General features: G+C 57.5%; 19 protein-coding genes. 10 read left to right on the plus strand and 9 right to left on the minus strand.

Annotation, left to right across the window (positions count from 1 at the left end):
• The first annotated feature begins 16 nt into the window (after positions 1-16).
• Positions 17-1,180, plus strand: a complete 1,164-nt coding sequence (locus tag ACP4QI_RS07390; RefSeq protein WP_142488938.1) for a M20 aminoacylase family protein — start codon at positions 17-19, stop codon at positions 1,178-1,180.
• 48 nt (positions 1,181-1,228) lie between these two features.
• On the opposite strand, the gene pncB is transcribed toward ACP4QI_RS07390, so the two are convergent.
• The gene (gene pncB, locus ACP4QI_RS07395; protein WP_285128182.1) at positions 1,229-2,431 is read right to left on the minus strand and encodes a nicotinate phosphoribosyltransferase; all 1,203 of its coding nucleotides are present in this window, start codon (positions 2,429-2,431) and stop codon (positions 1,229-1,231) included.
• Between the two features lie 264 nt (positions 2,432-2,695).
• On the opposite strand from pncB, the gene pepN reads away from it, so the two are divergent.
• The gene (pepN, locus tag ACP4QI_RS07400; protein ID WP_426494960.1) at positions 2,696-5,308 is read left to right on the plus strand and encodes an aminopeptidase N; all 2,613 of its coding nucleotides are present in this window, start codon (positions 2,696-2,698) and stop codon (positions 5,306-5,308) included.
• Positions 5,309-5,457: 149 nt separating this feature from the next.
• On the opposite strand, the gene ssuB is transcribed toward pepN, so the two are convergent.
• The 5 genes from ssuB to ssuE are packed head-to-tail and all read right to left on the minus strand — an operon-like array spanning position 5,458 to position 9,695.
• A complete protein-coding gene (gene ssuB / locus ACP4QI_RS07405; RefSeq protein WP_285131213.1) occupies positions 5,458-6,225 on the minus strand; it encodes an aliphatic sulfonates ABC transporter ATP-binding protein in 768 nt (255 codons plus the stop codon).
• Positions 6,222-7,013, minus strand: coding sequence for an aliphatic sulfonate ABC transporter permease SsuC (ssuC, locus tag ACP4QI_RS07410; protein WP_142488942.1), 792 nt, complete (start codon positions 7,011-7,013; stop codon positions 6,222-6,224). The genes ssuB and ssuC overlap by 4 nt, the downstream gene beginning before the upstream one ends.
• A gap of 9 nt (positions 7,014-7,022) precedes the next feature.
• Entirely contained in the window at positions 7,023-8,168 is a 1,146-nt protein-coding gene (ssuD, locus tag ACP4QI_RS07415; RefSeq protein WP_142488943.1) for an FMNH2-dependent alkanesulfonate monooxygenase, read from the minus strand.
• The gene (locus ACP4QI_RS07420) at positions 8,165-9,127 is read right to left on the minus strand and encodes a sulfonate ABC transporter substrate-binding protein (RefSeq protein WP_426494959.1); all 963 of its coding nucleotides are present in this window, start codon (positions 9,125-9,127) and stop codon (positions 8,165-8,167) included. Before ACP4QI_RS07420 ends, ssuD begins: the two co-directional genes overlap by 4 nt.
• Complete coding sequence (gene ssuE / locus ACP4QI_RS07425) at positions 9,120-9,695, minus strand: NADPH-dependent FMN reductase (RefSeq protein ID WP_059308351.1); 576 nt, start codon at positions 9,693-9,695, stop codon at positions 9,120-9,122. Before ssuE ends, ACP4QI_RS07420 begins: the two co-directional genes overlap by 8 nt.
• A gap of 248 nt (positions 9,696-9,943) precedes the next feature.
• On the opposite strand from ssuE, the gene pyrD reads away from it, so the two are divergent.
• Positions 9,944-10,954, plus strand: a complete 1,011-nt coding sequence (gene pyrD / locus ACP4QI_RS07430; RefSeq protein WP_156263354.1) for a quinone-dependent dihydroorotate dehydrogenase — start codon at positions 9,944-9,946, stop codon at positions 10,952-10,954.
• Positions 10,955-11,122: 168 nt separating this feature from the next.
• Positions 11,123-11,659 carry a cell division protein ZapC gene (gene zapC, locus ACP4QI_RS07435; protein WP_142488946.1) on the plus strand — a complete coding sequence of 179 codons (537 nt, stop codon included), beginning with the start codon at positions 11,123-11,125 and terminating at the stop codon, positions 11,657-11,659.
• Here the strand turns inward: zapC and ACP4QI_RS07440 are convergent.
• Positions 11,656-12,765, minus strand: coding sequence for a YcbX family protein (locus ACP4QI_RS07440; RefSeq protein WP_156263355.1), 1,110 nt, complete (start codon positions 12,763-12,765; stop codon positions 11,656-11,658). The genes zapC and ACP4QI_RS07440 overlap by 4 nt on opposite strands.
• Before the next feature lie 99 nt (positions 12,766-12,864).
• On the opposite strand from ACP4QI_RS07440, the gene rlmKL reads away from it, so the two are divergent.
• From rlmKL to rmf, 6 genes are all read left to right on the plus strand, one after another.
• A complete protein-coding gene (gene rlmKL, locus ACP4QI_RS07445; RefSeq protein WP_285128178.1) occupies positions 12,865-14,973 on the plus strand; it encodes a bifunctional 23S rRNA (guanine(2069)-N(7))-methyltransferase RlmK/23S rRNA (guanine(2445)-N(2))-methyltransferase RlmL in 2,109 nt (702 codons plus the stop codon).
• 12 nt (positions 14,974-14,985) lie between these two features.
• A complete protein-coding gene (locus tag ACP4QI_RS07450; protein ID WP_426494958.1) occupies positions 14,986-16,893 on the plus strand; it encodes an ABC transporter ATP-binding protein in 1,908 nt (635 codons plus the stop codon).
• A gap of 18 nt (positions 16,894-16,911) precedes the next feature.
• The gene (pqiA, locus tag ACP4QI_RS07455; RefSeq protein WP_142488950.1) at positions 16,912-18,180 is read left to right on the plus strand and encodes a membrane integrity-associated transporter subunit PqiA; all 1,269 of its coding nucleotides are present in this window, start codon (positions 16,912-16,914) and stop codon (positions 18,178-18,180) included.
• Positions 18,170-19,807, plus strand: coding sequence for an intermembrane transport protein PqiB (pqiB, locus tag ACP4QI_RS07460; RefSeq protein ID WP_142488951.1), 1,638 nt, complete (start codon positions 18,170-18,172; stop codon positions 19,805-19,807). The genes pqiA and pqiB overlap by 11 nt, the downstream gene beginning before the upstream one ends.
• Positions 19,807-20,370 carry a membrane integrity-associated transporter subunit PqiC gene (gene pqiC, locus ACP4QI_RS07465; RefSeq protein WP_426494957.1) on the plus strand — a complete coding sequence of 188 codons (564 nt, stop codon included), beginning with the start codon at positions 19,807-19,809 and terminating at the stop codon, positions 20,368-20,370. Before pqiB ends, pqiC begins: the two co-directional genes overlap by 1 nt.
• Before the next feature lie 252 nt (positions 20,371-20,622).
• Positions 20,623-20,790 carry a ribosome modulation factor gene (gene rmf / locus ACP4QI_RS07470; RefSeq protein WP_032617397.1) on the plus strand — a complete coding sequence of 56 codons (168 nt, stop codon included), beginning with the start codon at positions 20,623-20,625 and terminating at the stop codon, positions 20,788-20,790.
• A gap of 72 nt (positions 20,791-20,862) precedes the next feature.
• Here rmf and fabA read toward each other — a convergent pair whose 3' ends face one another.
• Together fabA and ACP4QI_RS07480 are read right to left on the minus strand one after the other, a co-directional pair.
• A complete protein-coding gene (gene fabA / locus ACP4QI_RS07475; protein WP_032617398.1) occupies positions 20,863-21,381 on the minus strand; it encodes a bifunctional 3-hydroxydecanoyl-ACP dehydratase/trans-2-decenoyl-ACP isomerase in 519 nt (172 codons plus the stop codon).
• Positions 21,382-21,449: 68 nt separating this feature from the next.
• Positions 21,450-23,210 (minus strand): AAA family ATPase, encoded by a 1,761-nt coding sequence (locus tag ACP4QI_RS07480; protein WP_426494956.1) that lies wholly within the window; start codon positions 23,208-23,210, stop codon positions 21,450-21,452.
• Positions 23,211-23,336 lie beyond the last annotated feature (126 nt).

A 23,336-nucleotide genomic window follows, 5' to 3' on the forward strand; every position in this document is an offset into this window, starting at 1 on the left:
TTAACTGGAGATTATGATGAATCAGGAACAGCTCAAACAGCAGCTTACCGCATGGCGTCACCATCTGCATGCCAACCCGGAAAGCGCCTTTGAAGAGGTAAAAACCGCGCAGTTTATTGCCGAAAAACTCCAGAGCATGGGGATTGAGGTGCATCGTGACATTGGCAAAACCGGTCTGGTTGGGGTCCTGAAATGCGGAGAAGGTCAGGGCGTCATCGCGATCCGCGCCGACATCGACGCCATTCAACTGACGGAAAAGGGCGAGATGTCTTATCGCTCGGACACGCCGGAACGCATGCACGGCTGCGGTCACGACGGTCATACCTGTATTGCGCTGGGGGCGGCGCAGCTGCTGTTACAGCGGCAGAATTTCAACGGCACCGTCTGCTTTGTCTTCCAGCCAGCCGAGGAGCCGGGTTACGGTGCGAAGGCGATGATGGCGGACGGGGTTATCGAGCGCTTTGGCATTGAAGAGATTTATGGCCTGCATAATATGCCGGGCATGAAGGCCGGAACGATAGCCACCCGGGTTGGCGGCATTATGGCCAGCGAAGATAACTTTATTATTCGTATTACCGGCCAGGGGGCGCATGCCGCGCGACCGCACATGGCCAAAGATCCGCTGGTGATTGCGGCGGAGATTATTCTGGCCCTGCAAACCATCGTCTCGCGCAACGTCGATCCCAACGTCCCGGCAGTGATCTCCTGTACGGAGCTGCACACCGATGGCATCCGTAATGCCATTCCGACCCATGTCGAAATCAAAGGCGATACCCGCAGCGATTCCCCGGAGGTGCAGGCCCTGCTCGAGGAACGGATGCGCACCATCAGCGAAGCGATTTGCGCCATGCACGGGGCGCAGTGCGAATTTATTTACACCCATGAGTTCGCACCGACCGTGAACTGGCAGCAGTGTGTGGATGTGGCCGTGAACGCGGCGGTAAACGTGGTGGGCGCGGAGCGGGTGGAGGGCAACGTCGCGCCGATGATGATCTCCGAAGATTTCGGCGCTTTCCTGCAGCAGGTGCCCGGCTGCTTTGTCTTTTTAGGCAATGGCGATGCGTCGGACCCGCAGGGCAATACGCCGCTACACAATGCCTGCTATGACTTCAACGATGAGATTTTACTGACCGGCGCGGAGTATTTTGCGGAGATCGTCAGAACCCGTCTGCCGCTGTAGAACAAGGAAATACAAAAGGGCCCCAGCAGGGGCCCTTTTTAGCGAAAATCAACTGGCTATTTTAATTTGCGGCAGGTCGAACGCTTTGCGCAGCGCCCGCACGAAGGCTTTGTCATGGCAGATGGTTTTACCCGGGCTGTCGGAGAGTTTTGCTACCGGCTTGCCGTTACATTCCACCAGTTTAATGACGATATTCAGCGGTTTTACCTGAGGAATATCGCAGGTCAAACGGGTGCCGATGCCAAAGCCCAGATTTATGCGTGAGGAGAAGTGGCGGTACAAGCCTACCGCTTTTGGCAGGTCGAGGTTATCGGAGAAGACCAGCACTTTGCTCATCGGGTCGATGCCCAGCTTCTGATAATGGGCAATGGCTTTCTCACCCCACTCCTGCGGATCGCCGGAGTCGTGGCGCAGCCCCTGATAGGCGGTGGCGAACTCCGGGCCGAAATCGCGCAGGAACGCGTCCATGGTAATACAGTCGGTTAAGGCGATGCCGAGCTGGTTCGGGTATTCCTCAAGCCAGGCCGCCAGCGCCGCACGCTGGCTGGTCGCCAGTTCCGGGCTGATCTGCTGATGCGCCTGGAACCACTCATGCGCCTGGGTGCCCATTGGCGTCAGGTTGAGACGGCGGGCCAGATCGTAATTGCTGGTGCCGACAAACCACGGCTCCTGCTGCAACCGCTCAACGATGGCCTGCTGCACCTCGCGGGAGAAACGGCGGCGGGTGCCAAAATCCATCAGCCGGAAACGCGACATATCCAACGATTCGGTAAGCCTGGCAAAATCAACCAGCTTGTGTTCCAGGTTGGCCAGCGCCTGCTCAAAGCCGGCCTCCGGGGAGCGGAAGCGGTGCACCAGCTCGCTGATCACCGCCAGCAGCGGCACTTCCCACATGATCACTTCCCGCCACGGGCCTTCAAGGCGAATATGCAGCTTGCCGTTATCATTGCTGATCTGTACCTGGGTTGGGTCATAGCGGAAATTCCGCAGCCACTGCAGATAGTCTTCTTTAAAGAAAGGCAGGCCGGAAAGCCACTGGAATTCATCATCTTGCAGACGAAGATGCTGCATAGCGTCGACTTGCTCACGAATGGCATCAGCATAGATCCCAAGCAAATCATCACCACGGCAGCGGAACTCCGCCGCGACCTGTACGTCGTGGTAGTGGTGAAAAACGGCTTGCTGCATATGCAGTTTATACGCGTCGGTATCCAGCAGCGTATGCAGAACAGGTGAAGCGAATCGAGTCATAGGCGCGCAATAGCATCCTCTCACGGGAGCGTTTAGTACAATAAACAACTATTGAAACCGCTGGAGTATACCCTGTTTAGCGATTTATTGAACCCCGATCACACCATAAGCCTGGTTCAGGGTCGAGTGCATTTCGTGCCGCGTGTTATACAAATGTAGCAAATAGCGTGTTTGTAACTGAAAAGATGAACATTCTGCATAGCGCGATTTACACAACAGGAATAGACTGACTCGTTATTCGACAAACGATGCAAAAGGTTTTCTATGACACAACAGCCTCAAGCCAAATACCGCCACGACTACCGTGCGCCGGATTACCTGATTAGCGATATCGATCTGACTTTTGACCTGGATGCCACAAAAACCGTTGTCACGGCGGTAAGCCAGGTGACCCGCCATAACGCCACGGCGGTGCCGCTGCGTCTTGATGGCGAAGATCTGACCCTGGTGTCGGTGCACGTCAACGACACCGCATGGACCGACTATAAAGAAGAAAACAACCAGCTGGTGCTCGACAACCTGCCGGAGCGTTTTACCTTACGCATCGTCAACGAAATCAGCCCGGCGTCCAACACCGCGCTGGAGGGGTTATACCAGTCGGGTGTCGCCCTCTGTACCCAGTGTGAGGCCGAAGGCTTCCGCCACATTACCTGGTATCTCGATCGCCCGGATGTGCTGGCCCGCTTCACCACCAAAATCATTGCTGATAAAGCTACCTATCCGTTCCTGCTCTCCAACGGCAACCGCGTCGGTGAAGGCGAGCTGGAAAATGGCCGTCACTGGGTGCAGTGGCAGGATCCGTTCCCAAAACCGTGCTACCTGTTTGCGCTGGTGGCGGGCGATTTTGACGTTCTGCGCGACACCTTCACCACCCGTTCTGGCCGTGAAGTGGCGCTGGAGCTGTTTGTCGACCGCGGCAACCTCGATCGCGCTCCGTGGGCGATGACCTCGCTTATCAACTCCATGAAGTGGGACGAAGAGCGATTCGGCCTCGAGTATGACCTCGACATCTATATGATCGTCGCCGTCGACTTCTTTAATATGGGCGCGATGGAGAACAAAGGCCTCAACGTCTTTAACTCTAAGTACGTGCTGGCGCGGACCGATACCGCCACCGATAAAGACTACCTCGATATCGAGCGCGTCATCGGCCACGAATATTTCCATAACTGGACCGGTAACCGCGTCACCTGCCGCGACTGGTTCCAGCTGAGCCTGAAAGAGGGTTTAACCGTCTTCCGCGATCAGGAGTTCAGCTCTGACCTCGGCTCACGCGCGGTTAACCGCATCAACAACGTGCGCACCATGCGCGGCCTGCAGTTTGCCGAAGACGCCAGCCCGATGGCGCACCCGATCCGCCCGGACAAAGTGATCGAGATGAACAACTTCTACACCCTGACGGTGTATGAGAAGGGTTCCGAAATCATCCGCATGATCCACACTCTGCTGGGCGAAGTGAATTTCCAGAAAGGGATGCAGCTCTACTTCGAGCGCCATGACGGCAGCGCCGCCACCTGCGACGACTTCGTGCAGGCGATGGAAGATGCCTCTAATATCGATCTGTCTCACTTCCGCCGCTGGTACAGCCAGGCCGGTACGCCGATTGTGACCGTCAAAGACGACTACAACCCGGAAACCGAGCAGTACACCCTGACCATCAGCCAGCGCACGCCGCCGACGGCCGAGCAGGAAGAGAAGCACCCGCTGCATATTCCGTTTGCCATCGAGCTGTACGATAACGAAGGCAAAGCGATCCCGCTGCAAAAGGGCGGTCATCCGGTGCATAACGTGCTGAACGTGACCCAGGCCGAACAGACCTTCGTCTTTGATAACGTCTACTTCCAGCCTGTGCCTGCGCTGCTGTGCGAATTCTCCGCGCCGGTTAAGCTGGAGTACAAGTGGAGCGATCAGCAGCTGACCTTCCTGATGCGTCACGCGCGCAACGACTTCTCCCGCTGGGATGCCGCGCAGAGCCTGCTGGCAACCTACATCAAGCTGAACGTCAATCGTCATCAACAGGGCCAGCCGCTGTCTCTGCCGGTCCATGTTGCGGATGCCTTCCGCGCCATTCTGCTGGACGAGAAGATTGATCCGGCGCTGGCGGCTGAAATTCTGACCCTGCCGTCCGCGACTGAAATCGCCGAGCTGTTCGAGATTATTGACCCGATTGCGATTGTGGCCGTGCGCGAAGCCCTGACCCGTACCCTGGCGACCGAGCTGGCGGATGAGTTCCTCGCCATCTACAACCATCACAAGCTGGATGCGTACCGCGTTGAGCATGCCGATATCGGCAAGCGCGCGCTGCGTAACACCTGCCTGCGCTATCTGGCGTTTGGCGAAACAGCGCTCGCTAACGAACTGGTCAGCCAGCAGTATCATACTGCCGACAACATGACCGACGCTCTTGCCGCGCTGGCCGCAAGCGTTGCCGCGGAACTGCCGTGCCGTGATGCCCTGATGCAGGAGTATGACGACAAATGGCATCAGGATGGTCTGGTGATGGACAAGTGGTTCATTCTGCAGTCCACCAGCCCGGCCGCTGACGTGGTGAACAAGGTGCGCAGCCTGCTTCAGCACCGCTCATTCACCCTGAGCAACCCGAACCGCGTCCGTTCCCTGATTGGCGCCTTCGCCAGCAGCAACCCGGCCGCCTTCCATGCGGAAGATGGCAGCGGCTACCAGTTTATGGTGGAGATGCTGACGGAGCTTAACAGCCGTAACCCGCAGGTGGCGTCGCGTCTGATTGAGCCGCTGATCCGTCTGAAACGCTATGATGCAGAGCGTCAGGCGAAGATGCGTGCGGCGCTGGAGCAGCTGAAAGGGCTGGAAAACCTGTCCGGGGATCTGTACGAGAAGATCAGTAAGGCGCTGGCCTGATAGAAAGTTGGGGCCGGTTTTGTAGGCCGGGTAAGGCGAAGCCCGCCACCCGGCAATGCTGTGCGGCCTGATGCCCGGTGGCGCTACGCTTACCGGGCCTATGGTTATGTTTTGTAGGCCGGGTAAGGCGAAGCCGCCACCCGGCATTTTTATCCGTGCTTTCTGACAGACACCTCATTTGCGCCACGCTTCATCACCCGATCCAGCACCTCCGCTTCCAGCTCCGCCAGCCGCACTGAACCCACCCGGCGAGGGCGTGGAAGGTCCACCGTCAGATCCAGCCCTATCTTGCCATCCTCAATCAGCAATACCCGATCGGCCATCGCGACGGCTTCGCTCACGTCATGCGTCACCAGCAGCACCGTAAAGCCGTGCTCCTGCCATAGCGAAACGATCAGATCCTGCATCTCGATCCGCGTCAGCGCATCCAGCGCCCCCAGCGGTTCATCCAGCAGCAGCAGCCCGGGGCGATGGATCAGCGCCCTCGCCAGCGCCACGCGCTGTTTTTGTCCGCCGGAGAGGGCGGCAGGCCACTCACCCGCGCGATTGTCCAGCCCGACGGCGGCCAGGGCTTGTAGCGCCTGCGCTTTCCAGTTGCCTTTTAGCCCCAGCCCGACGTTATCAATTACCGTTTTCCACGGCAGCAGACGCGCGTCCTGAAACATCATTCGGGTGTCTTCCTGGATCTGCGCCAGCGGGGTATTGCCGGCCAGCAGTTCACCGCCGTTTGGCGCTTCAAGCCCGGCCAGCAGGCGCAGCAGGGTACTTTTACCGCCACCGCTGCGGCCCACCACCGCCACAAATTGTCCGGCGGGAATGTGCAGGTCCAGGCCGTTGAGAATGGTGTTTTCGCCGTAGCGTTTGGTCACGCCGTTAAGCAGCAGCGGCGTCCCCTGATTTAAGCGAGCCGTATTCATGCGTGTGCCTCCTTAATTACGTAGGCCGGGTTCCAGCGCAGCCAGCGGCGTTCAAGCCACTGGGCGCTGACATCCGCCAGTTTGCCGAGCAGGGCGTAAAGAACAATGGCCACCACTACCACGTCGGTCTGCAGGAATTCTCGGGCGTTCATCGCCAGGTAGCCGATACCGGAATTAGCGGAGATGGTCTCCGCTACGATCAGCGTCAGCCACATCAGGCCGAGGGCGAAGCGCACGCCGACCATGATCGAGGGCAGGGCGCCCGGCAGGATCACATGGATGAACAGGGCGAAGCCGGACAAACCGTAGCTGCGCGCCATCTCCACCAGCCCGCGGTCGATATTACGAATGCCGTGCCAGGTGTTGATGTAGATCGGGAACAGGGTACCGAGGGCGACGAGAAAAATCTTCGCCGTCTCGTCGATACCAAACCACAGGATCACCAGTGGGATCAGCGCCAGGTGCGGCACGTTGCGCAGCATCTGGATGGAGGTGTCCAGCAGACGCTCGCCCCAGCGGGACAGACCGCTGATCAGTCCCAGCGTCAGGCCAATCGACCCGCCGATGGAGAAACCAATCACCGCGCGCCAGGAGCTGATCGCCAGATGCTGCCACAGCTCACCGCTGGCGCTCAGGGACCAGAAGGCCTCCACCACGCCCTCCGGGGAGGGCAGAATGCGGCTCGACAGCCAACCCACGGAGGATGCCAGCTGCCAGATCAGGACAATACCCACAGGGAGCAGCCAGGGTGCAATGCGCAGCAGCCATTTTCGGGAAGGGTTAGCCATGCGTTCTCCTTAGCTCTGGGCGACTTTACGCGGGATAAATTCGTTGGCGACCGCCTCACCCTGCTGCGACAGGGGCTGCGGCTGCGGGATCTGCGGAATGGCGACATCCAGATGCGGGAACAGCAGTTCGCCTACCTTGTACGCCTCTTCCAGATGCGGATAACCGGACAGAATAAAGCTGTCGATACCGAGGTCGGCGTATTCATTAATTCGCGCCGCCACGGTCGGGCCATCCCCCACTAACGCCGTACCCGCGCCGCCGCGCACCAGCCCCACGCCCGCCCACAGGTTCGGGCTGATCTCCAGATTTTCTCGCTTGCCGTTGTGCAGGGAGGCCATCCGGTGCTGCCCGACGGAATCGGTGCGGGCAAAGGCGGCCTGGGCTTTCTCAATGGTGGCATCGTCGAGATGGGCGATCAGACGGTCGGCGGCCTGCCACGCCTCTTCAGTGGTTTCGCGCACAATCACATGCAGGCGGATCCCGAAGCGCACCTTACGACCGTGAGCCGCGGCTTTGGCGCGCACCTGTTCGATCTTCTCTTTGACCAGCTCCGGCGGCTCGCCCCAGGTGAGATAGAGATCCACCTGCTCGGCGGCCAGATCCTGAGCGACGTCCGATGAACCGCCAAAATAGAGCGGTGGACGCGGCTGCTGGATCGGCGGGAAGAAGAGTTTGGCATCACGAACATGAATATGTTTGCCCTCGAAGGTCACATTTTCCCCCTCCAGCAGACGACGCCAGACGTGGGTGAACTCAGCGGAGGCTTCGTAACGCTCGGTGTGATCCAGGAAGACGCCGTCTCCCGCCAGCTCCTGCGGATCGCTGCCGGTCACCAGGTTAAACAGCGCGCGTCCGTTCGACAGGCGGTCGAGGGTGGCGGCCTGGCGGGCGGCTACCGTCGGAGAGGTCACGCTAGGGCGCAGGGCCACCAGGAACTTCAGGCGCTGGGTCACCGGGATCATCGACGCTGCCACCAGCCATGCATCCTCACAGGAGCGTCCGGTCGGGATCAGCACCCCGGTAAAGCCAATCCGATCTGCGGCCTGGGCGATCTGCTGGAGATAAGCATGATCCACCGGGCGTGCGCCCTCGTCGGTACCCAGATAATGACCATCACCGTGGGTAGGTAAAAACCAGAACAGATTCAGACTCATGATTTAGCTCCTTTTTGCGCTGTGGGTTGCCAGATACGGTCGCGAATATCGATTTTTTTCGGCACCAGGCGATTGTCATAGAAGAGGTCAGCGGTTTGCTGCTGCAACACGGCGGTACTGGCATCTACCGGTTTGATAACGGTTGGCGGGCGGTGGTCAAGGTAGGTGGCAATGACCGGCTCCGGGAGGCCCATCGTTTTTGCCAGCAGGGCAATACTGGCCTGACGCTGGCTCCGGGTGAGGGCATCCGCTTCGCTAAAGGTATTCAGTACGCCCTGAACAAATTCACCGTTTTTCTCCGCATAAGGGCGAGCGGCAAGGTAGAAGGAGCCGGTCTGTTTCAGGGTTTCGCCGTCTTTCAGCACCTTCACGCCACCCTGCAGCAGGGCCGCGGAGTAGTAGGGATCCCAGATAGCCCAGGCATCGACGTTGTTTTGCTGGAAGGCGGCACGGGCATCTGCCGGGGACAGATAAACCGGCTGAATATCTTTAAAGGTCAGACCCGCCTGCTGCAGGGCGCGCAATAAAAGATTGTGCGAGCTGGAACCTTTCTGGAAAGCCACTTTATGGCCTTTAAGATCCGCCACGGTTTTAATCGGGCTGTCTTCAGGCACCAGGATCACTTCGGCTTTCGGTTTTGGTGGCTCCACGCCAACGTAGACCAGGTCCGCGCCGGCGGCCTGAGCAAAAATCGGCGGGATATCGCCGGTGCTGCCGAGGTCGATACTGCCGACGTTCAACGCCTCCAGCATCTGCGGCCCTGCCGGGAACTCCACCCAGGAGAATTTGGTGTCCGGGTAGCGTTTTTCCAGCAGCTGATGGCTTTTCGCCAGCACCATGCTGACGCTGCCTTTCTGGTAGCCTATACGCAGGCTCTCGGGGGCGGGATCGGCGGCGTGGGCCAGGCCGGAGAGGGCCACCAGACCCGCCAGGCTCAGGCGTGCAAGGGTTTTAAACATGGGCGACTCCTTTCTGAAGACCGAAGGCGGGAACCTGAACGTCACGGCGATGCAGCGCCTGCCAGAAAGTCTCCAGCGCGCTGTCGAGGCGGGTTTGCAGGTTCGGGGTAAAGTGCGGCTTGTGCTGGTAGTCGATCACCTGCGAGTCATCGGCAAACACGCCGTGCAGGATCTCCTGGGCCTTCAGGGCGCTGAGCACCGGCTTCAGGGCATAATCCACCGCCAGCAGATGAGCGACGGTGCCGCCGGTCGCCAGCGGCAGCACAATTTTGCCCTCCAGCGCGCGCTCCGGCAGCAGATCGAGCAGGGTTTTCAGGGCGCCGGAAAATGAGGCTTTATACACCGGGGTGGCGACGATCAGCCCGTCGGCATCCTTAAGCTGCTCGTTCAGGGTCTTCAGCGCCGGGCTATCGAAGCGGGCATAGAGAAGATCTTCCGGGGCGAAGTTATGCAGATTCCAGTGGAACACTTCCACATCCAGAGAAGTCAGTTGCTCCCGGGCATACTCCAGCAGCGCGCTGGAGCGGGAAGGGAATCGCGGACTGCCGGCCAACGTAATGACGCGCATAGATGCTCCTTATAACCAATTATTTGCTTTTATCTAACATTGATAACATTTGTTGGCAGTGTGGCATCGCTGACTTATTCCACTAAATGATTTATCCGCAAGATAAATGCCAAAAAATGAATAAAGGAGGGGTGAAAAGTAAACGATTGCGTCTGGTGAGGTTTTTTTTGCCGCAGGTCAATTCCCTTTCCCGCTGCGATCGCTGATAATTCGGCCCCGGTTTGCACACCGGGAATCCAGGAGAGTTCATGTACTACCCCTTCGTTCGTAAAGCCCTTTTCCAGCTCGACCCTGAGCGCGCTCATGAATTTACATTCCAGCAATTACGCCGTATTACGGGAACCCCGCTTGAAGCGCTGGTGCGCCAGCGAGTGATGGAGAAGCCGGTCACCTGCATGGGATTAACCTTTAAAAACCCGCTGGGTCTGGCGGCAGGACTGGATAAAAATGGTGAGTGCATTGATGCACTGGGTGCGATGGGCTTTGGCTCCATCGAGATTGGCACCGTCACGCCGCGCCCGCAGCCGGGTAACGACAAGCCGCGCCTGTTCCGACTGGTAGAGGCCGAAGGGCTAATCAACCGCATGGGCTTTAATAACCTCGGCGTCGATCATCTGGTCGAGAACGTAAAGAAAGCCCATTTCGATGGCGTTCTGGGCATTAATATCGGCAAAAATAAAGACACGCCGGTCGAGCAGGGCAAAGATGACTACCTGATTTGTATGGAAAAAGTCTACGCCTATGCCGGGTATATTGCGGTGAATATCTCTTCACCGAACACCCCGGGCCTGCGTACGCTGCAATATGGTGAAGCCCTCGACGATTTATTACTCGCCATTAAAAATAAGCAAAATGAACTCCAGGCGACGCACCATAAATATGTCCCGGTGGCCGTTAAAATCGCCCCGGATCTGACTGAAGAAGAGCTGGTACAGGTCGCCGACAGTTTAGTTCGCCATAATATTGATGGTGTTATCGCCACCAATACCACCCTCGATCGCTCGCTGGTTCAGGGGATGAAATATTGCGACGAAATGGGTGGCCTGAGCGGGCGTCCGGTGCAGTTAAAAAGCACTGAAATTATTCGCCGTCTGTCGCAGGAATTAAAGGGTCGCCTACCGATTATCGGGGTGGGCGGTATTGATTCGGTCATGGCCGCGCGCGAGAAAATGGCGGCTGGCGCTTCGCTGGTGCAGATATATTCAGGCTTTATTTTCAAAGGCCCGCCGCTGATTAAAGAAATCGTTAATCATATCTAATCTTTTAGAATGACTTACAACCAGGGCTTTATTTCCAGCTCTGGTTGTTTTATATTCCCGGACTGTTGCTTTATTAGACATTGTAGTCTTTGATTATTGAAGTTAAAAAAGCGAAGCGGCAAATAAGGACTTTCTTACGACAGGACGTTTCGGGAACGGGAGAGACAGATGCGAATTAAACCTGACGATAACTGGCGCTGGTATTTCTGTGACGAGCACGATCGCATGATGCTCGATCTGGCCAATGGTATGTTGTTTCGTTCGCGTTTTGCCCGCCGGATGTTAACCCCGGACGCCTTTGCCGATACCGGTTTTTGCGTCGACGATGCCGCGCTCTATTTCTCCTTTGAAGAGAAGTGCCGCGATCTGGACCTGTCGAAAGAACAACGCGCCGAACTGGTGCTCAATGCGCTGGTGGCGATCCGCTTCCTTAAACCTCAGATGCCGAAAAGCTGGCACTTTCTTGCTCACGGTGAGCGCTGGTCGCCGGTCACCGGCGATGCCGCATGCGTCAGCCTGAGCGAAAATGCCGAGCTGGTGAATTTGCTGGTGGTGGAGCCGGGCGATAACGCCGCGCTCTGTTTACTGGCGCAGCCGGCGGTGACTATTGCCGGGCGCACCATGCAGCTGGGCGACCCGATCAAAGTGATGAATGACCGACTCAAACCCCAGCCGGTCAGCTTCAGTCTCGAGCAGGCCGTTTAGGCTTCCAGCTGTACCGAGGTTTTCGGTACGCAGCTGCAGCACAGAATAGTGCCGTCACCGCCGATGGCCGATTTCTTCAACGCGCTCACTTCGCCTTCGACCAGCGTGATGCGACAGCATCCGCAGATCCCCGCACGACAGGAATAGGGCACGCGAATCCCGGCCTGTTCAAGCTGCTCCAGTAACACCTGCTGATTGTTACCGCGAATCGTCTGACCCTGCCACTGAATGGTCACCGCCGTGGCAGGCTGGATCTCCACCTCTGGAGTCTCTTCTTCCGCACCTGCGCCGTAGATCCGCCCTGGCCCGGTCGAGAGGATCTCCACCTCGTCGCCCACGCGGATCACGCCGCTGGAGCGCGGAATCAGGTTCTGGCCGAAATCAACATCGCCATTATCCTGCGCGGTGCGGAAGGATTGCAGCGTTTTCAACGGCTCGCCGGCGGGGTGCTTCTGCCCCTTTTCCGGGCTGACGGTGGTAAAGATGCAGCGGCTACAGGGTTTCACCACGTCAAAGATAACGTCGCCGATGCGAATCACTTTCCAGGTGTCTTCTTCCCAGGCCGTTGCGCCTGTGACCACCATATTCGGGCGGAACTGCTCCATCTGCACGCTTGCCGGGCAGCGCTTTTGCAGATCGCGCAGCGAGGCGTCGTTGGTGAGCAGGAACGGGAAGCCGTCGGCAAACGACAGCGGCACCCCGGCGAAATTTTTCACGCGTCGCGTCAGTTCAGGCCCGACCCAGCGAAGCTGTACCGGGCGGGAAAAGAACTCGCTCAGCCAGCGGTTAATCGCCTCCGGGGCGATACGCGCGGTAAAGTGGTTGCCCCACACTTCGGTAGGCGCATCCGCTGGCGCAAAATCGCTGAAGCGAACGATACTACTGGAACCGTCCGGCGCGGTGAGATGCAGACCATCCTGAACCGGGGCCGGAGTGAAACGAACCATTTGCGGGAACTGGCGGGCGGTAATGAACGTGCCATCCGGTTCGGTGACCATGAAAATGCGATCGTAGGCAAAACCGCTGACGTCTGCGAAGGCATGCGTGAGCCCAATACCGCGCATGGATTTGACCGGATGAATGAAAAGCCTGGATAACGTCGCCACGGCACCGTCCCCTCAAATGAAAATAAGCCCTCAACTTTATGACATAGAGCCCAGATTGGCTATAATGCGCAGCAATTTTCTTAGAGTAAAAGTGACGATATGAATTCTCTGTTTGCCAGTACGGCCCGTGGGCTGGAAGAGCTGTTAAAAACTGAACTGGAAAGTCTGGGCGCGCAAGAGTGCCAGGTGGTTCAGGGTGGTGTCCATTTTCAGGGCGACACGCGGCTTATTTACCAGAGCCTGATGTGGAGTCGCCTGGCCTCACGCATCATGTTGCCGATGAGAGAGTGTAAGGTTTACAGCGATCTCGATCTTTATCTGGGCGTGCAGACGATCGACTGGACAGAGATTTTTGCTCCGGGCGCCACTTTTGCCGTGCACTTCAGCGGCCTCAACGACGAGATCCGCAACAGCCAGTACGGCGCGTTGAAGGTCAAAGATGCCATCGTCGACAGTTTCACCCGCAAAAATCTGGAACGTCCGAACGTCGATCGTGAAAACCCGGATCTGCGCATTAACGTGCGTCTGAACAAAGAGATCGCCAGTATCGCGCTGGATCTGTGTGGCGAGGGCCTGCACCAGCGCGGCTACCGCGACCGGGCGGGTATCGCGCCGATCAAAGAGAACCTGGCGGCGGCCATTGTTATGCGTTCCGGCTGGCAGCCGGGCACGCCGCTGCTCGATCCGATGTGCGGTTCCGGTACGCTGCTGATTGAAGCGGCCATGCTGGCGACCGATCGCGCACCGGGTCTGCACCGCGGCCAGTGGGGTTTCAAAGGCTGGGCACAGCATGACGAAGCCACCTGGCAGGAAGTGAAAGCCGAAGCCCAGACCCGCGCCCGTGCCGGTCTGGCTGCCTATGAATCCCGTTTCTACGGTTCTGACAGCGATGCCCGCGTGATTGAACGCGCGCGCAGCAACGCCCGTCGCGCCGGGATTGGCGAGCTGGTCTCCTTTGAGTTGAAAGATGTCTCCCAGCTCACCAACCCGCTGCCGAAAGGTCCGTACGGGACGGTGATCAGCAACCCGCCTTACGGCGAACGTCTGGACAGCGAGCCGGCGCTGATTGCCCTGCACAGCCTGCTGGGCCGCACCATGAAGGATCTGTTTGGCGGCTGGAACCTCTCCCTGTTCAGCGCCTCGCCGGAGCTGCTGAGCTGCCTGCAGCTGCGCGCCGAGCGTCAGTTCAAGGCCAAAAACGGCCCGCTGGACTGCGTGCAGAAAAACTACCATCTGGCCGAGAAAGAAGCCGACAGCAAACCGGCCAGCATTGCGGAAGATTACGCCAACCGTCTGCGTAAAAACCTGAAGAAATTTGAAAAATGGGCGAAGCAGGAAGGGATTGAGTGCTATCGCCTGTATGACGCCGATCTGCCGGAGTACAACGTCGCGGTCGACCGCTACGGCGAGTGGGTGGTGGTGCAGGAGTACGCCCCGCCAAAAACCGTCGATCCGCAGAAAGCGCGTCAGCGTATGCTGGATATCATTGCCGCGACCATCAACGTGCTGAACATCGCCCCGAACAAGCTGATCCTGAAAACGCGTGAGCGTCAGAAGGGGAAAAACCAGTACGAGAAGATGAACAGCAAGGGCGAGTTTATCGAAGTGGGCGAATATAACGCGCGCCTGTGGGTCAACCTGACCGATTATCTCGATACCGGCCTGTTCCTTGATCACCGAATCGCCCGCCGTATGCTGGGCCAGATGAGCAAAGGCAAGGATTTCCTGAATCTCTTCTCCTACACCGGCAGCGCCAGCGTGCATGCCGGTCTGGGCGGCGCGCGCACGACCACGACTGTGGACATGTCCCGCACCTATCTGGAGTGGGCAGAGCGCAACCTGCGTCTCAACGGCCTGACCGGCCGGGCACACCGTCTGCTGCAGGCCGACGTGCTGGGCTGGCTGCGCGAATCGGAAGAGCAGTTCGATCTGATCTTTATCGATCCGCCGACCTTCTCCAACTCCAAACGCATGGAAGAGTCTTTTGACGTTCAGCGCGACCATCTGGCGCTGATGAAGGATCTTAAACGGATGCTGCGTAAAGGCGGCACCATCATGTTCTCGAACAACAAGCGCGGCTTCCGCATGGATCACGAAGGGCTGGAAGAACTGGGGCTGAAAGCACAAGAAATCAGTCAAAAAACCCTGTCCCAGGATTTTGCCCGTAACCGTCAGATCCACAACTGCTGGCTGATCACCGCCGCCTGAAAGGAAAAGTAAATGTCATTAATTAGCATGCATGGCGCGTGGCTCTCATTCAGTGACGCACCGCTTCTTGATAACGCAGAACTGCATATCGAAGATAACGAACGTGTCTGTCTGGTAGGCCGTAACGGCGCCGGTAAATCGACCCTGATGAAGATCCTGAACCGCGAGCAGGGGCTGGATGACGGGCGTATCGTTTACGAGCAGGACCTGGTGGTGGCACGTCTGCAACAGGATCCGCCGCGTAACGTGCAGGGCAGCGTCTATGATTTTGTGGCCGAAGGGATCGCCGAGCAGGCGGAATACCTGAAGGGCTACCACGAGATCTCGCACCTGGTGATGACCGACCCGAGCACCAAAAACCTCAACGAGATGGCGCGTCTGCAGGAGCTGCTGGATCATCACGGCCTGTGGCAGCTGGAAAACCGCATCAACGAAGTGCTGGCCCAGCTGGGTCTGGAAGCGGACATGCCGCTGGCCTCCCTCTCCGGCGGCTGGCTGCGTAAGGCCGCGCTGGGCCGGGCGCTGGTCAGCGGGCCGAAAGTGCTGCTGCTCGATGAACCGACTAACCACCTGGATATCGAAACCATCGACTGGCTGGAAGGGTTCCTGAAAACCTTCGGCGGCACCATTATCTTTATCTCGCATGACCGTTCATTTATTCGCAATATGGCAACCCGCATCGTCGATCTCGACCGCGGCAAGCTGGTGACCTATCCGGGCGACTACGACACCTATCTGCTGGAAAAAGAGGAAAACCTGCGGGTAGAAGAGCTGCAAAATGCCGAGTTCGACCGCAAGCTGGCCCAGGAAGAGGTATGGATCCGTCAGGGTATTAAAGCTCGTCGTACCCGTAACGAAGGCCGCGTCCGCGCTCTGAAAGCGATGCGCCGTGAGCGCAGCGAGCGCCGGGAAGTGATGGGCAGCGCCAGAATGCAGGTGGAAGAGGCGAGCCGCTCCGGCAAAATCGTCTTTGAGATGGAGAACGTCAACTACCAGGTGGACGGCAAAGTGCTGGTGAAAGACTTCTCCGCCCAGGTCCAGCGTGGGGATAAAATCGCCCTGATCGGCCCGAACGGCTGCGGTAAAACCACGCTGCTGAAGCTGATGCTTGATCAACTGAAGGCCGACAGCGGCCGCATCCACTGCGGGACCAAGCTGGAAGTGGCCTACTTCGACCAGCACCGTGCCGAGCTGGATCCGGACAAAACGGTGATGGATAACCTCGCAGAAGGTAAGCAGGAAGTGATGGTGAACGGGAAACCGCGCCATGTGCTGGGCTACCTGCAGGACTTCCTGTTCCATCCAAAACGGGCGATGACGCCGGTTCGTGCCCTCTCCGGCGGGGAGCGTAACCGCCTGCTGCTGGCGCGTTTGTTCCTGAAACCCAGCAACCTGCTGATCCTCGATGAACCCACGAACGATCTTGATGTAGAAACGCTGGAACTTCTTGAAGAACTGATAGATAGTTATCAGGGAACGGTAATGCTTGTGAGCCACGATCGTCAGTTCGTGGACAACACCGTGACCGAATGCTGGATCTTCGAAGGCCAGGGGCGTATCGGGCGCTATGTGGGCGGTTACCACGATGCCCGTGGGCAGCAGGCGCAGTCGCTGGCGACGAAACAGTCAAAAGTGAAGAGTGAAGCAGAAGTTGCTGTCACCAAAGCAGAAACGGCCAAACGTAGCAGTAACAAACTAAGCTATAACCTGCAGCGCGAACTGGAAGGCTTGCCGCAGCGTCTGGAAGAGCTCGAAGCCAGTCTGGAAGGTTTGCAGGCTCAGGTGGCCGACGCGTCATTCTTTAGCCAGCCGCATGACCATACGCAAAAAGTCCTGGCCGATATGGCACAGGCTGAGCAGGCGCTGGAAGAGGCATTCGAACGCTGGGAATATCTTGAGGCTCTGAAAAACGGCGCATAAGTTAAACATGGAGCCAGTATGTGTGAACATCACCATGCCGATCGGCATATTTTATGCTCCCAGTGCGATATGCTCGTGGCGCTTCCCGCGCTCGAGCATGGACATAAAGCGGCATGCCCGCGATGCGGGACAACGCTGACAACGAAGTGGGACGCGCCCCGGCAGCGTCCCACTGCTTATGCTATTGCTGCGCTGTTCATGCTGTTTCTCTCCAACCTGTTTCCCTTTATCTATATGAAAGTGGGCGGTATCACCAGCGAAGTGCATTTGCTGGAGATACCTGGCGTAATGTTCTCGGAAGATTATGCCAGTCTGGGCACCTTCTTTATGCTTTTCGTCCAGATCGTGCCGGCGTTTTGCCTGGTGGTAATCTTGCTGCTCGTGAACCGCGTGCAGATGCCCATGGCATTGAAAATCAGGCTGGCGCGGATCCTGTTTCAGTTAAAAAGCTGGGGGATGGCGGAGATCTTCCTTGCCGGGATCCTGGTGAGCTTTGTCAAACTGATGGCCTACGGTGACGTGGGCGTTGGCAGCAGCTTTATTCCCTGGTGTCTTTATTGCGTCCTGCAGCTGCGGGCATTTCAGTGTGTGGACCGCCGCTGGGCATGGGACGATATCGCCCCAGCGCCTGCGCTGCCGCAGGCATTGAAGGTCGGCGTGCCGGGGATTCACCAAAATCTGCGCCTGTGCTCCTGCTGTACGGCGATCCTCCCCGCCGACCAGGAGATCTGTCCGCGTTGCGAAACGAAAGGGCACGTGCGGCGTAAAAACAGTCTTCAATGGACGATGGCGCTGCTCGTCACCTCGATCATGCTCTATCTCCCCGCCAACATCCTGCCGATTATGATCACCAATCTGCTGGGCGATGAAATGCCCTCGACCATTATGGCCGGGGTAATTCTGCTCTGGGGGGAGGGATCCTATCCTGTGGCGCTGGTGATTTTTATCGCCAGTATCATGGTACCTACGCTCAAAATGATCGCCATTGCCTGGCTGTGCTGGGATGCCAAAGGACACGGCAAGCGTGATAGCGAGCGGATGCATTTGATTTATGAAGTGGTCGAGTTTGTCGGACGCTGGTCAATGATTGACGTGTTTGTGATTGCCGTTCTTTCTGCACTGGTGCGGATAGGCGGGCTTATGAGTATTTACCCCGCAATAGGGGCACTGATGTTTGCATTGGTCGTGATTATGACCATGTTTGCGGCCATGACCTTCGATCCGCGTTTATCGTGGGATCGTGAGCCAGAGTCGAGCCATGAGGATGAAGAAAAGCATGGAAAATAAGAGTGGAGAGGCGAAAGTGCAGAAGGTCAAAAACTGGTCGCCGGTGTGGATTTTCCCCATCGTGACCGCGCTGATCGGTGCCTGGATCCTGTTTTATCATTACAGCCATCAGGGCCCGGTCGTGACGCTAATCACCACCAACGCCGAGGGGATTGAGGGCGGTAAAACGACCATCAAGAGCCGCAGCGTGGACGTGGGGGTGGTTGAGAGTGCAACCCTGACCGACGACCTGACGCACGTAGAAATCACAGCCCGCCTCAACGCCGGCATGGAGAAGCTGCTGCATGGCGACTCGGTGTTCTGGGTGGTGAAACCGCAGGTGGGCCGCGAAGGCATCAGCGGCCTGGGAACCCTGTTGTCCGGGGCCTATATCGAACTGCAGCCGGGGAAAAAGGGATCTCAACCGGGGCAGTATCAGCTGCTGGACTCTCCACCGCTGGCGCCGCCGGATGCGAAGGGGATCCGCGTGACCCTCGACAGTAAAAAAGCCGGCCAGCTGAGCCCGGGCGATCCGGTGCTGTTCCGCGGTTATCGTGTTGGCTCCGTTGAAACCAGCACCTTTGACACGCAAAAACGCACCATCAGCTACCAGCTGTTTATCAATGCGCCGAACGATCGTCTGGTCACCGGCAACGTCCGTTTCTGGAAAGATAGCGGTATCGCCGTGGATTTAACCTCGGCGGGGATGCGCGTCGAGATGGGCTCACTCTCCACGCTGTTCGGCGGTGGCGTTAGCTTTGACGTGCCGGAAGGGATGGATCAGGGACAGCCGGTGGCGCAAAAGACCGCGTTCAGACTGTATGACGACCAGAAGAGCATTCAGGATTCGCTCTATACCGACCATATCGATTACCTGATGTTCTTCAAGGACTCTGTGCGCGGCCTGCAGCCAGGAGCGCCGGTGGAGTTCCGCGGCATCCGTCTTGGTACCGTCGGCAAAGTGCCGTTCTTTGCGCCGGGCATGCGTCAGGTGCTGGATGACGATTACCGTATTCCGGTGCTGATCCGCATTGAGCCGGAGCGTCTGATTAATCAGGTGGGCGACACGCCTGATATCGCTCAGCATATCGACGGGTTGATGAAGCGTGGCCTGCGCGGCTCGCTCAAAACCGGTAACCTGGTGACCGGGGCGCTGTACGTGGATATGGACTTCTTCCCGAAAGAGCCGCCGGTTAAAGAGATCCGCGAGTTTTCGGGCTATAAAATCATCCCGACCGTAAGCAGTGGTCTGGCGCAGATCCAACAGCGTCTGATGGAGACCCTGGATAAGATCAACAATCTGCCGCTCAATCCGATGATCCAACAGGCCACCAACACGCTCAGTGAGAGCCAGGCGACGATGCGCCGTCTGCAGACTACCCTGGATAACCTCAACAAGCTGACCGCCAGCCAGTCGATGCAGCAGCTGCCTCAGGACATGCAGAAAACGCTGCGCGAGCTGAACCGCAGTATGCAGGGCTTCCAGCCGGGCTCAGCGGCGTACAACAAGATGGTGGCAGATATGCAGCGCCTCGATCAGGTTCTGCGTGAACTGCAGCCGGTGCTGAAGACGCTGAACACGAAGAGCAACGCGCTGGTATTCGAAGCGAAAGACAAAAAGGACCCTGAGCCGAAGGGGGCTAAATAATGAAAAAATGGCTAACGATCGCCACAGTGGCGCTGCTGACCGCCTGCAGCTCAGCAGAGAACAAGAGCTATTACCAGCTGCCTGTGGCAGCGCAGGCGGGCGGGCAAAGCATCGCCAGCCAGGGGAACCGTCTGCTGTGGGTCGAGCAGGTGGCGGTGCCGGATTACCTGGCGGGTAATGGCGTGGTATACCAAACCAGCGATGTGCAGTATGTCATCGCTAACAACAACCTGTGGGCCAGCCCGCTGGATCAGCAGCTGCGCAACACGCTGGTCGCCAATCTCAGCAGCCAGCTGCCGGGATGGGTAGTGGCGTCGCAGCCGTTGGGGAGCGATCAGGATACGCTGAACGTCAACGTGACCAACTTCCATGGTCGCTATGATGGCAGCGTGATCGTCAGCGGGGAGTGGCTGCTGAACCATCAGGGCCAGCTGATCAAACGGCCTTTCCATCTGGAGCTCAAGCAGCAGAAAGATGGTTATGATGAGATGGTGAAAGTGCTGGCTCAGGGCTGGGCGCAGGAGTCTGCCAGTATCGCCAGAGAGATTTCTCGTCTGCCATAAGTAAAATTCATCGCACCGGCCGCAGTTAGCGTCATGCTAATTGCGGCTTTTTTTGTTTTACGCTCAGGCCGTTACTTGTGCCGCGTCACACTTTTTGTACAAATGAACTTTTGACCAGGTCACATTTATGACACTGGCGTGAATTTTGCGCATTGACGCTAAGCGGTAATCAGGGTATTCGTTATCTGTGGTTGCACATTTTGTAATCACTGTTTTCTTTTCCACCAGATCAAATAATGAGGGAAACGAGGCATGAAGAGACAGAAACGAGATCGCCTTGAAAGGGCTCATCAACGTGGTTATCAGGCTGGCATCGCCGGACGTTCTAAAGAAATGTGTCCCTATCAGACCATCAATCAGAGGTCGCAATGGTTAGGGGGCTGGCGAGAAGCCATCGGAGACAGGGCAGTACTTGCTTGATAGCGTCTCTTTAAAAAAAGAAACCTCCGCAGTGCGGAGGTTTCGCCGTTTTATGCTTATGAAAAGCTAAAATCAGAATGCGGAAGTATCCTGGAACAGACCCACTTTCAGGTCATTCGCGGTGTAGATCAGACGACCGTCGACCAGCACTTCGCCATCCGCCAGGCCCATAATCAGGCGACGGTTAACAATGCGTTTGAAGTGAATGCGGTAGGTAACTTTTTTCGCGGTTGGCAGAACCTGACCGGTGAATTTCACTTCACCAACGCCCAGGGCGCGGCCTTTACCTTCGCCACCCAGCCAGCCGAGGTAGAAACCAACCAGCTGCCACATCGCATCCAGACCCAGGCAGCCTGGCATCACCGGATCACCAATAAAGTGGCAACCAAAGAACCACAGGTCCGGGTTGATATCGAGCTCTGCTTCTACGTAACCCTTATCGAAGTTGCCGCCGGTTTCCGTCATCTTCACGACACGGTCCATCATCAGCATGTTCGGGGCCGGTAACTGCGGGCCTTTCTCGCCAAACAGTTCACCGCGACCAGAGGCAAGAAGATCTTCTTTTGTATAGGATTCGCGTTTATCTACCATGTTCTCAGTATGCCTTATTTTAGTGAAGGACGCAGGATAGCTAACACGTGTACGCTGAACAAGTCCGATCAGTTAGGCGTGAACCAGTTCAACCAGCGTAACGGCCAGGGATAACGATGACGTGCTTCCTGCTGTGTTGCCTGCGCAATACGCTCCTGGATAGTGTGCATCAGCGTCGTCTGCCCTTCGGCATCCCACTCCAGGTTTGTCAGTAAGGGTAGCGCATCAGCAATGTCTTCGATCGCCCAGAGGGTGAATTGTTCCTCTTCTACCGCTGTCAGCAGTTCCTGGCTGAGGCTAAGATGGCGGACGTTCGGCAGAGGGATAATGACGCCCTGTTTACCGCTCAGCCCGCGCTGCTGGCAAACGGTAAAGAAGCCTTCGATTTTCTCATTCAGCCCGCCGACCGGCTGCGCGCGACCAAACTGATCCACCGAACCGGTAATGGCAATGCTCTGATTCACCGGCACATCGGCCAGGGCGCTGATTAACGCGCACAGCTCTGCCATCGAGGCGCTATCGCCATCGACTTCGCTGTAGGACTGCTCGAAGGTCAGGGAGGCGGTGAAGGGGATCTGCTGCTCAAGCTGCAGTTCCGACATCAGATAAGCCTGCATGATCATCATGCCCTTGGCATGAATATTCCCGCCGAGCTCGGCTTTACGTTCCACATCGATAAACTCACCGTCACCGATGTGTACGACGCAGCTGATGCGAGACGGTTCGCCAAAGGCGCGCGGATGACCAGGGAACTCAATCACCGACAGGGCGTTGATCTGCCCTACGCGTTCACCTTCGGTTTCGACCAGGATCTGCTCCAGCAGGATCTCGTCCTGCATGCGATCCGCAAGGTAGCCTTCACGCCACTCTCGCTGCAGCAGCATCTGGGAGAGCTGCTCGCCGGTAATGGTGCCGTCATCGGTCATGGCCGCGGCTTCACGCAGCTGCTTACCAAGCCAGAGAGGGCAAAGCGGCAGGGTCTCCTGATCGCCGGTATAACGCACTGCTTCGCGGATCAGCACCGGCCAGGCATCGGCCGCCAGGGTTGGAAGCTGCGCACGTTCGCAGACGGCATGCACCCACTGAAGCCATTGCAGCATATCTTCGGCATCCGCGATCTGCGTGCTGTCTTCAAACTCGCTGTACACCACCTGGTCCGCCAGTTCGGGTTCCATCTCCTGGAAATCGGCCAGCGCTTCGCGATCGCCAATCAGCACCACTTTCAGGGAGAGCGGCATAGAAGGCACGGCAACCGGAAGAGGGCGCGACTCATCATACGCCACCCAGTCAAACTGCTGCTGGCTGACGCTGTTTTTCAGGCGCATCCACAGCAGAGGCTGTGCCAGAAGCGTGCGCAGGGAGATGAGCAGCACGCCGCCATTGGCCTGATGGACCATGCCGGGATGCAGGGTTAACTCGCCGTTAAACTGACGCAGGCAGCCGAACAGCTGTTCAGCTTCTGTCCAGCCCGCCGGGACAATGTTGCCTGTGACAGCAAAACGGCCATCGGGTACGGTCGCCGGTTCAAAGGTAACAGTATGCCCGTTAATGTTGTACTCACCCCCAAAGACCGTCCCGGTTTCTGGTTGCAGCTGCCGCATGGCATCCGCCAGAAGACTCAGATACTCCGCTTCGTCTGGCGCTTTCAACAACATGAACGGTGAGGTGGCCCACGGGCTTAACACCTGCTCCAGTGCGTAATGCAAACGGGGCTGTGTGTCACTGAGGATGTATTCGTGTTCTTTCGCGAGATCTGGCTGTGCAAACAGTTCCTGATAGCTATCGGTATCCGGAACCAGGTCACGCCATGCAAGTTTCGTAATGGTCAAAGTTGATGTTTTTTAGTCAGAAGTAAAACGATGGAGTATACCGTAAGGCGCAGGCTCTGCCCATGAGGGAATGGGCGTTTCCAGCGATGAATACGTCACCGCGTGTCACAGGATATGATTTCTTTT

Origin of the sequence: Leclercia sp. TB492, from assembly GCF_049974505.2 — a bacterium.
GTDB classification, from domain to species: Bacteria; Pseudomonadota; Gammaproteobacteria; order Enterobacterales; family Enterobacteriaceae; genus Enterobacter; species Enterobacter adecarboxylatus_C.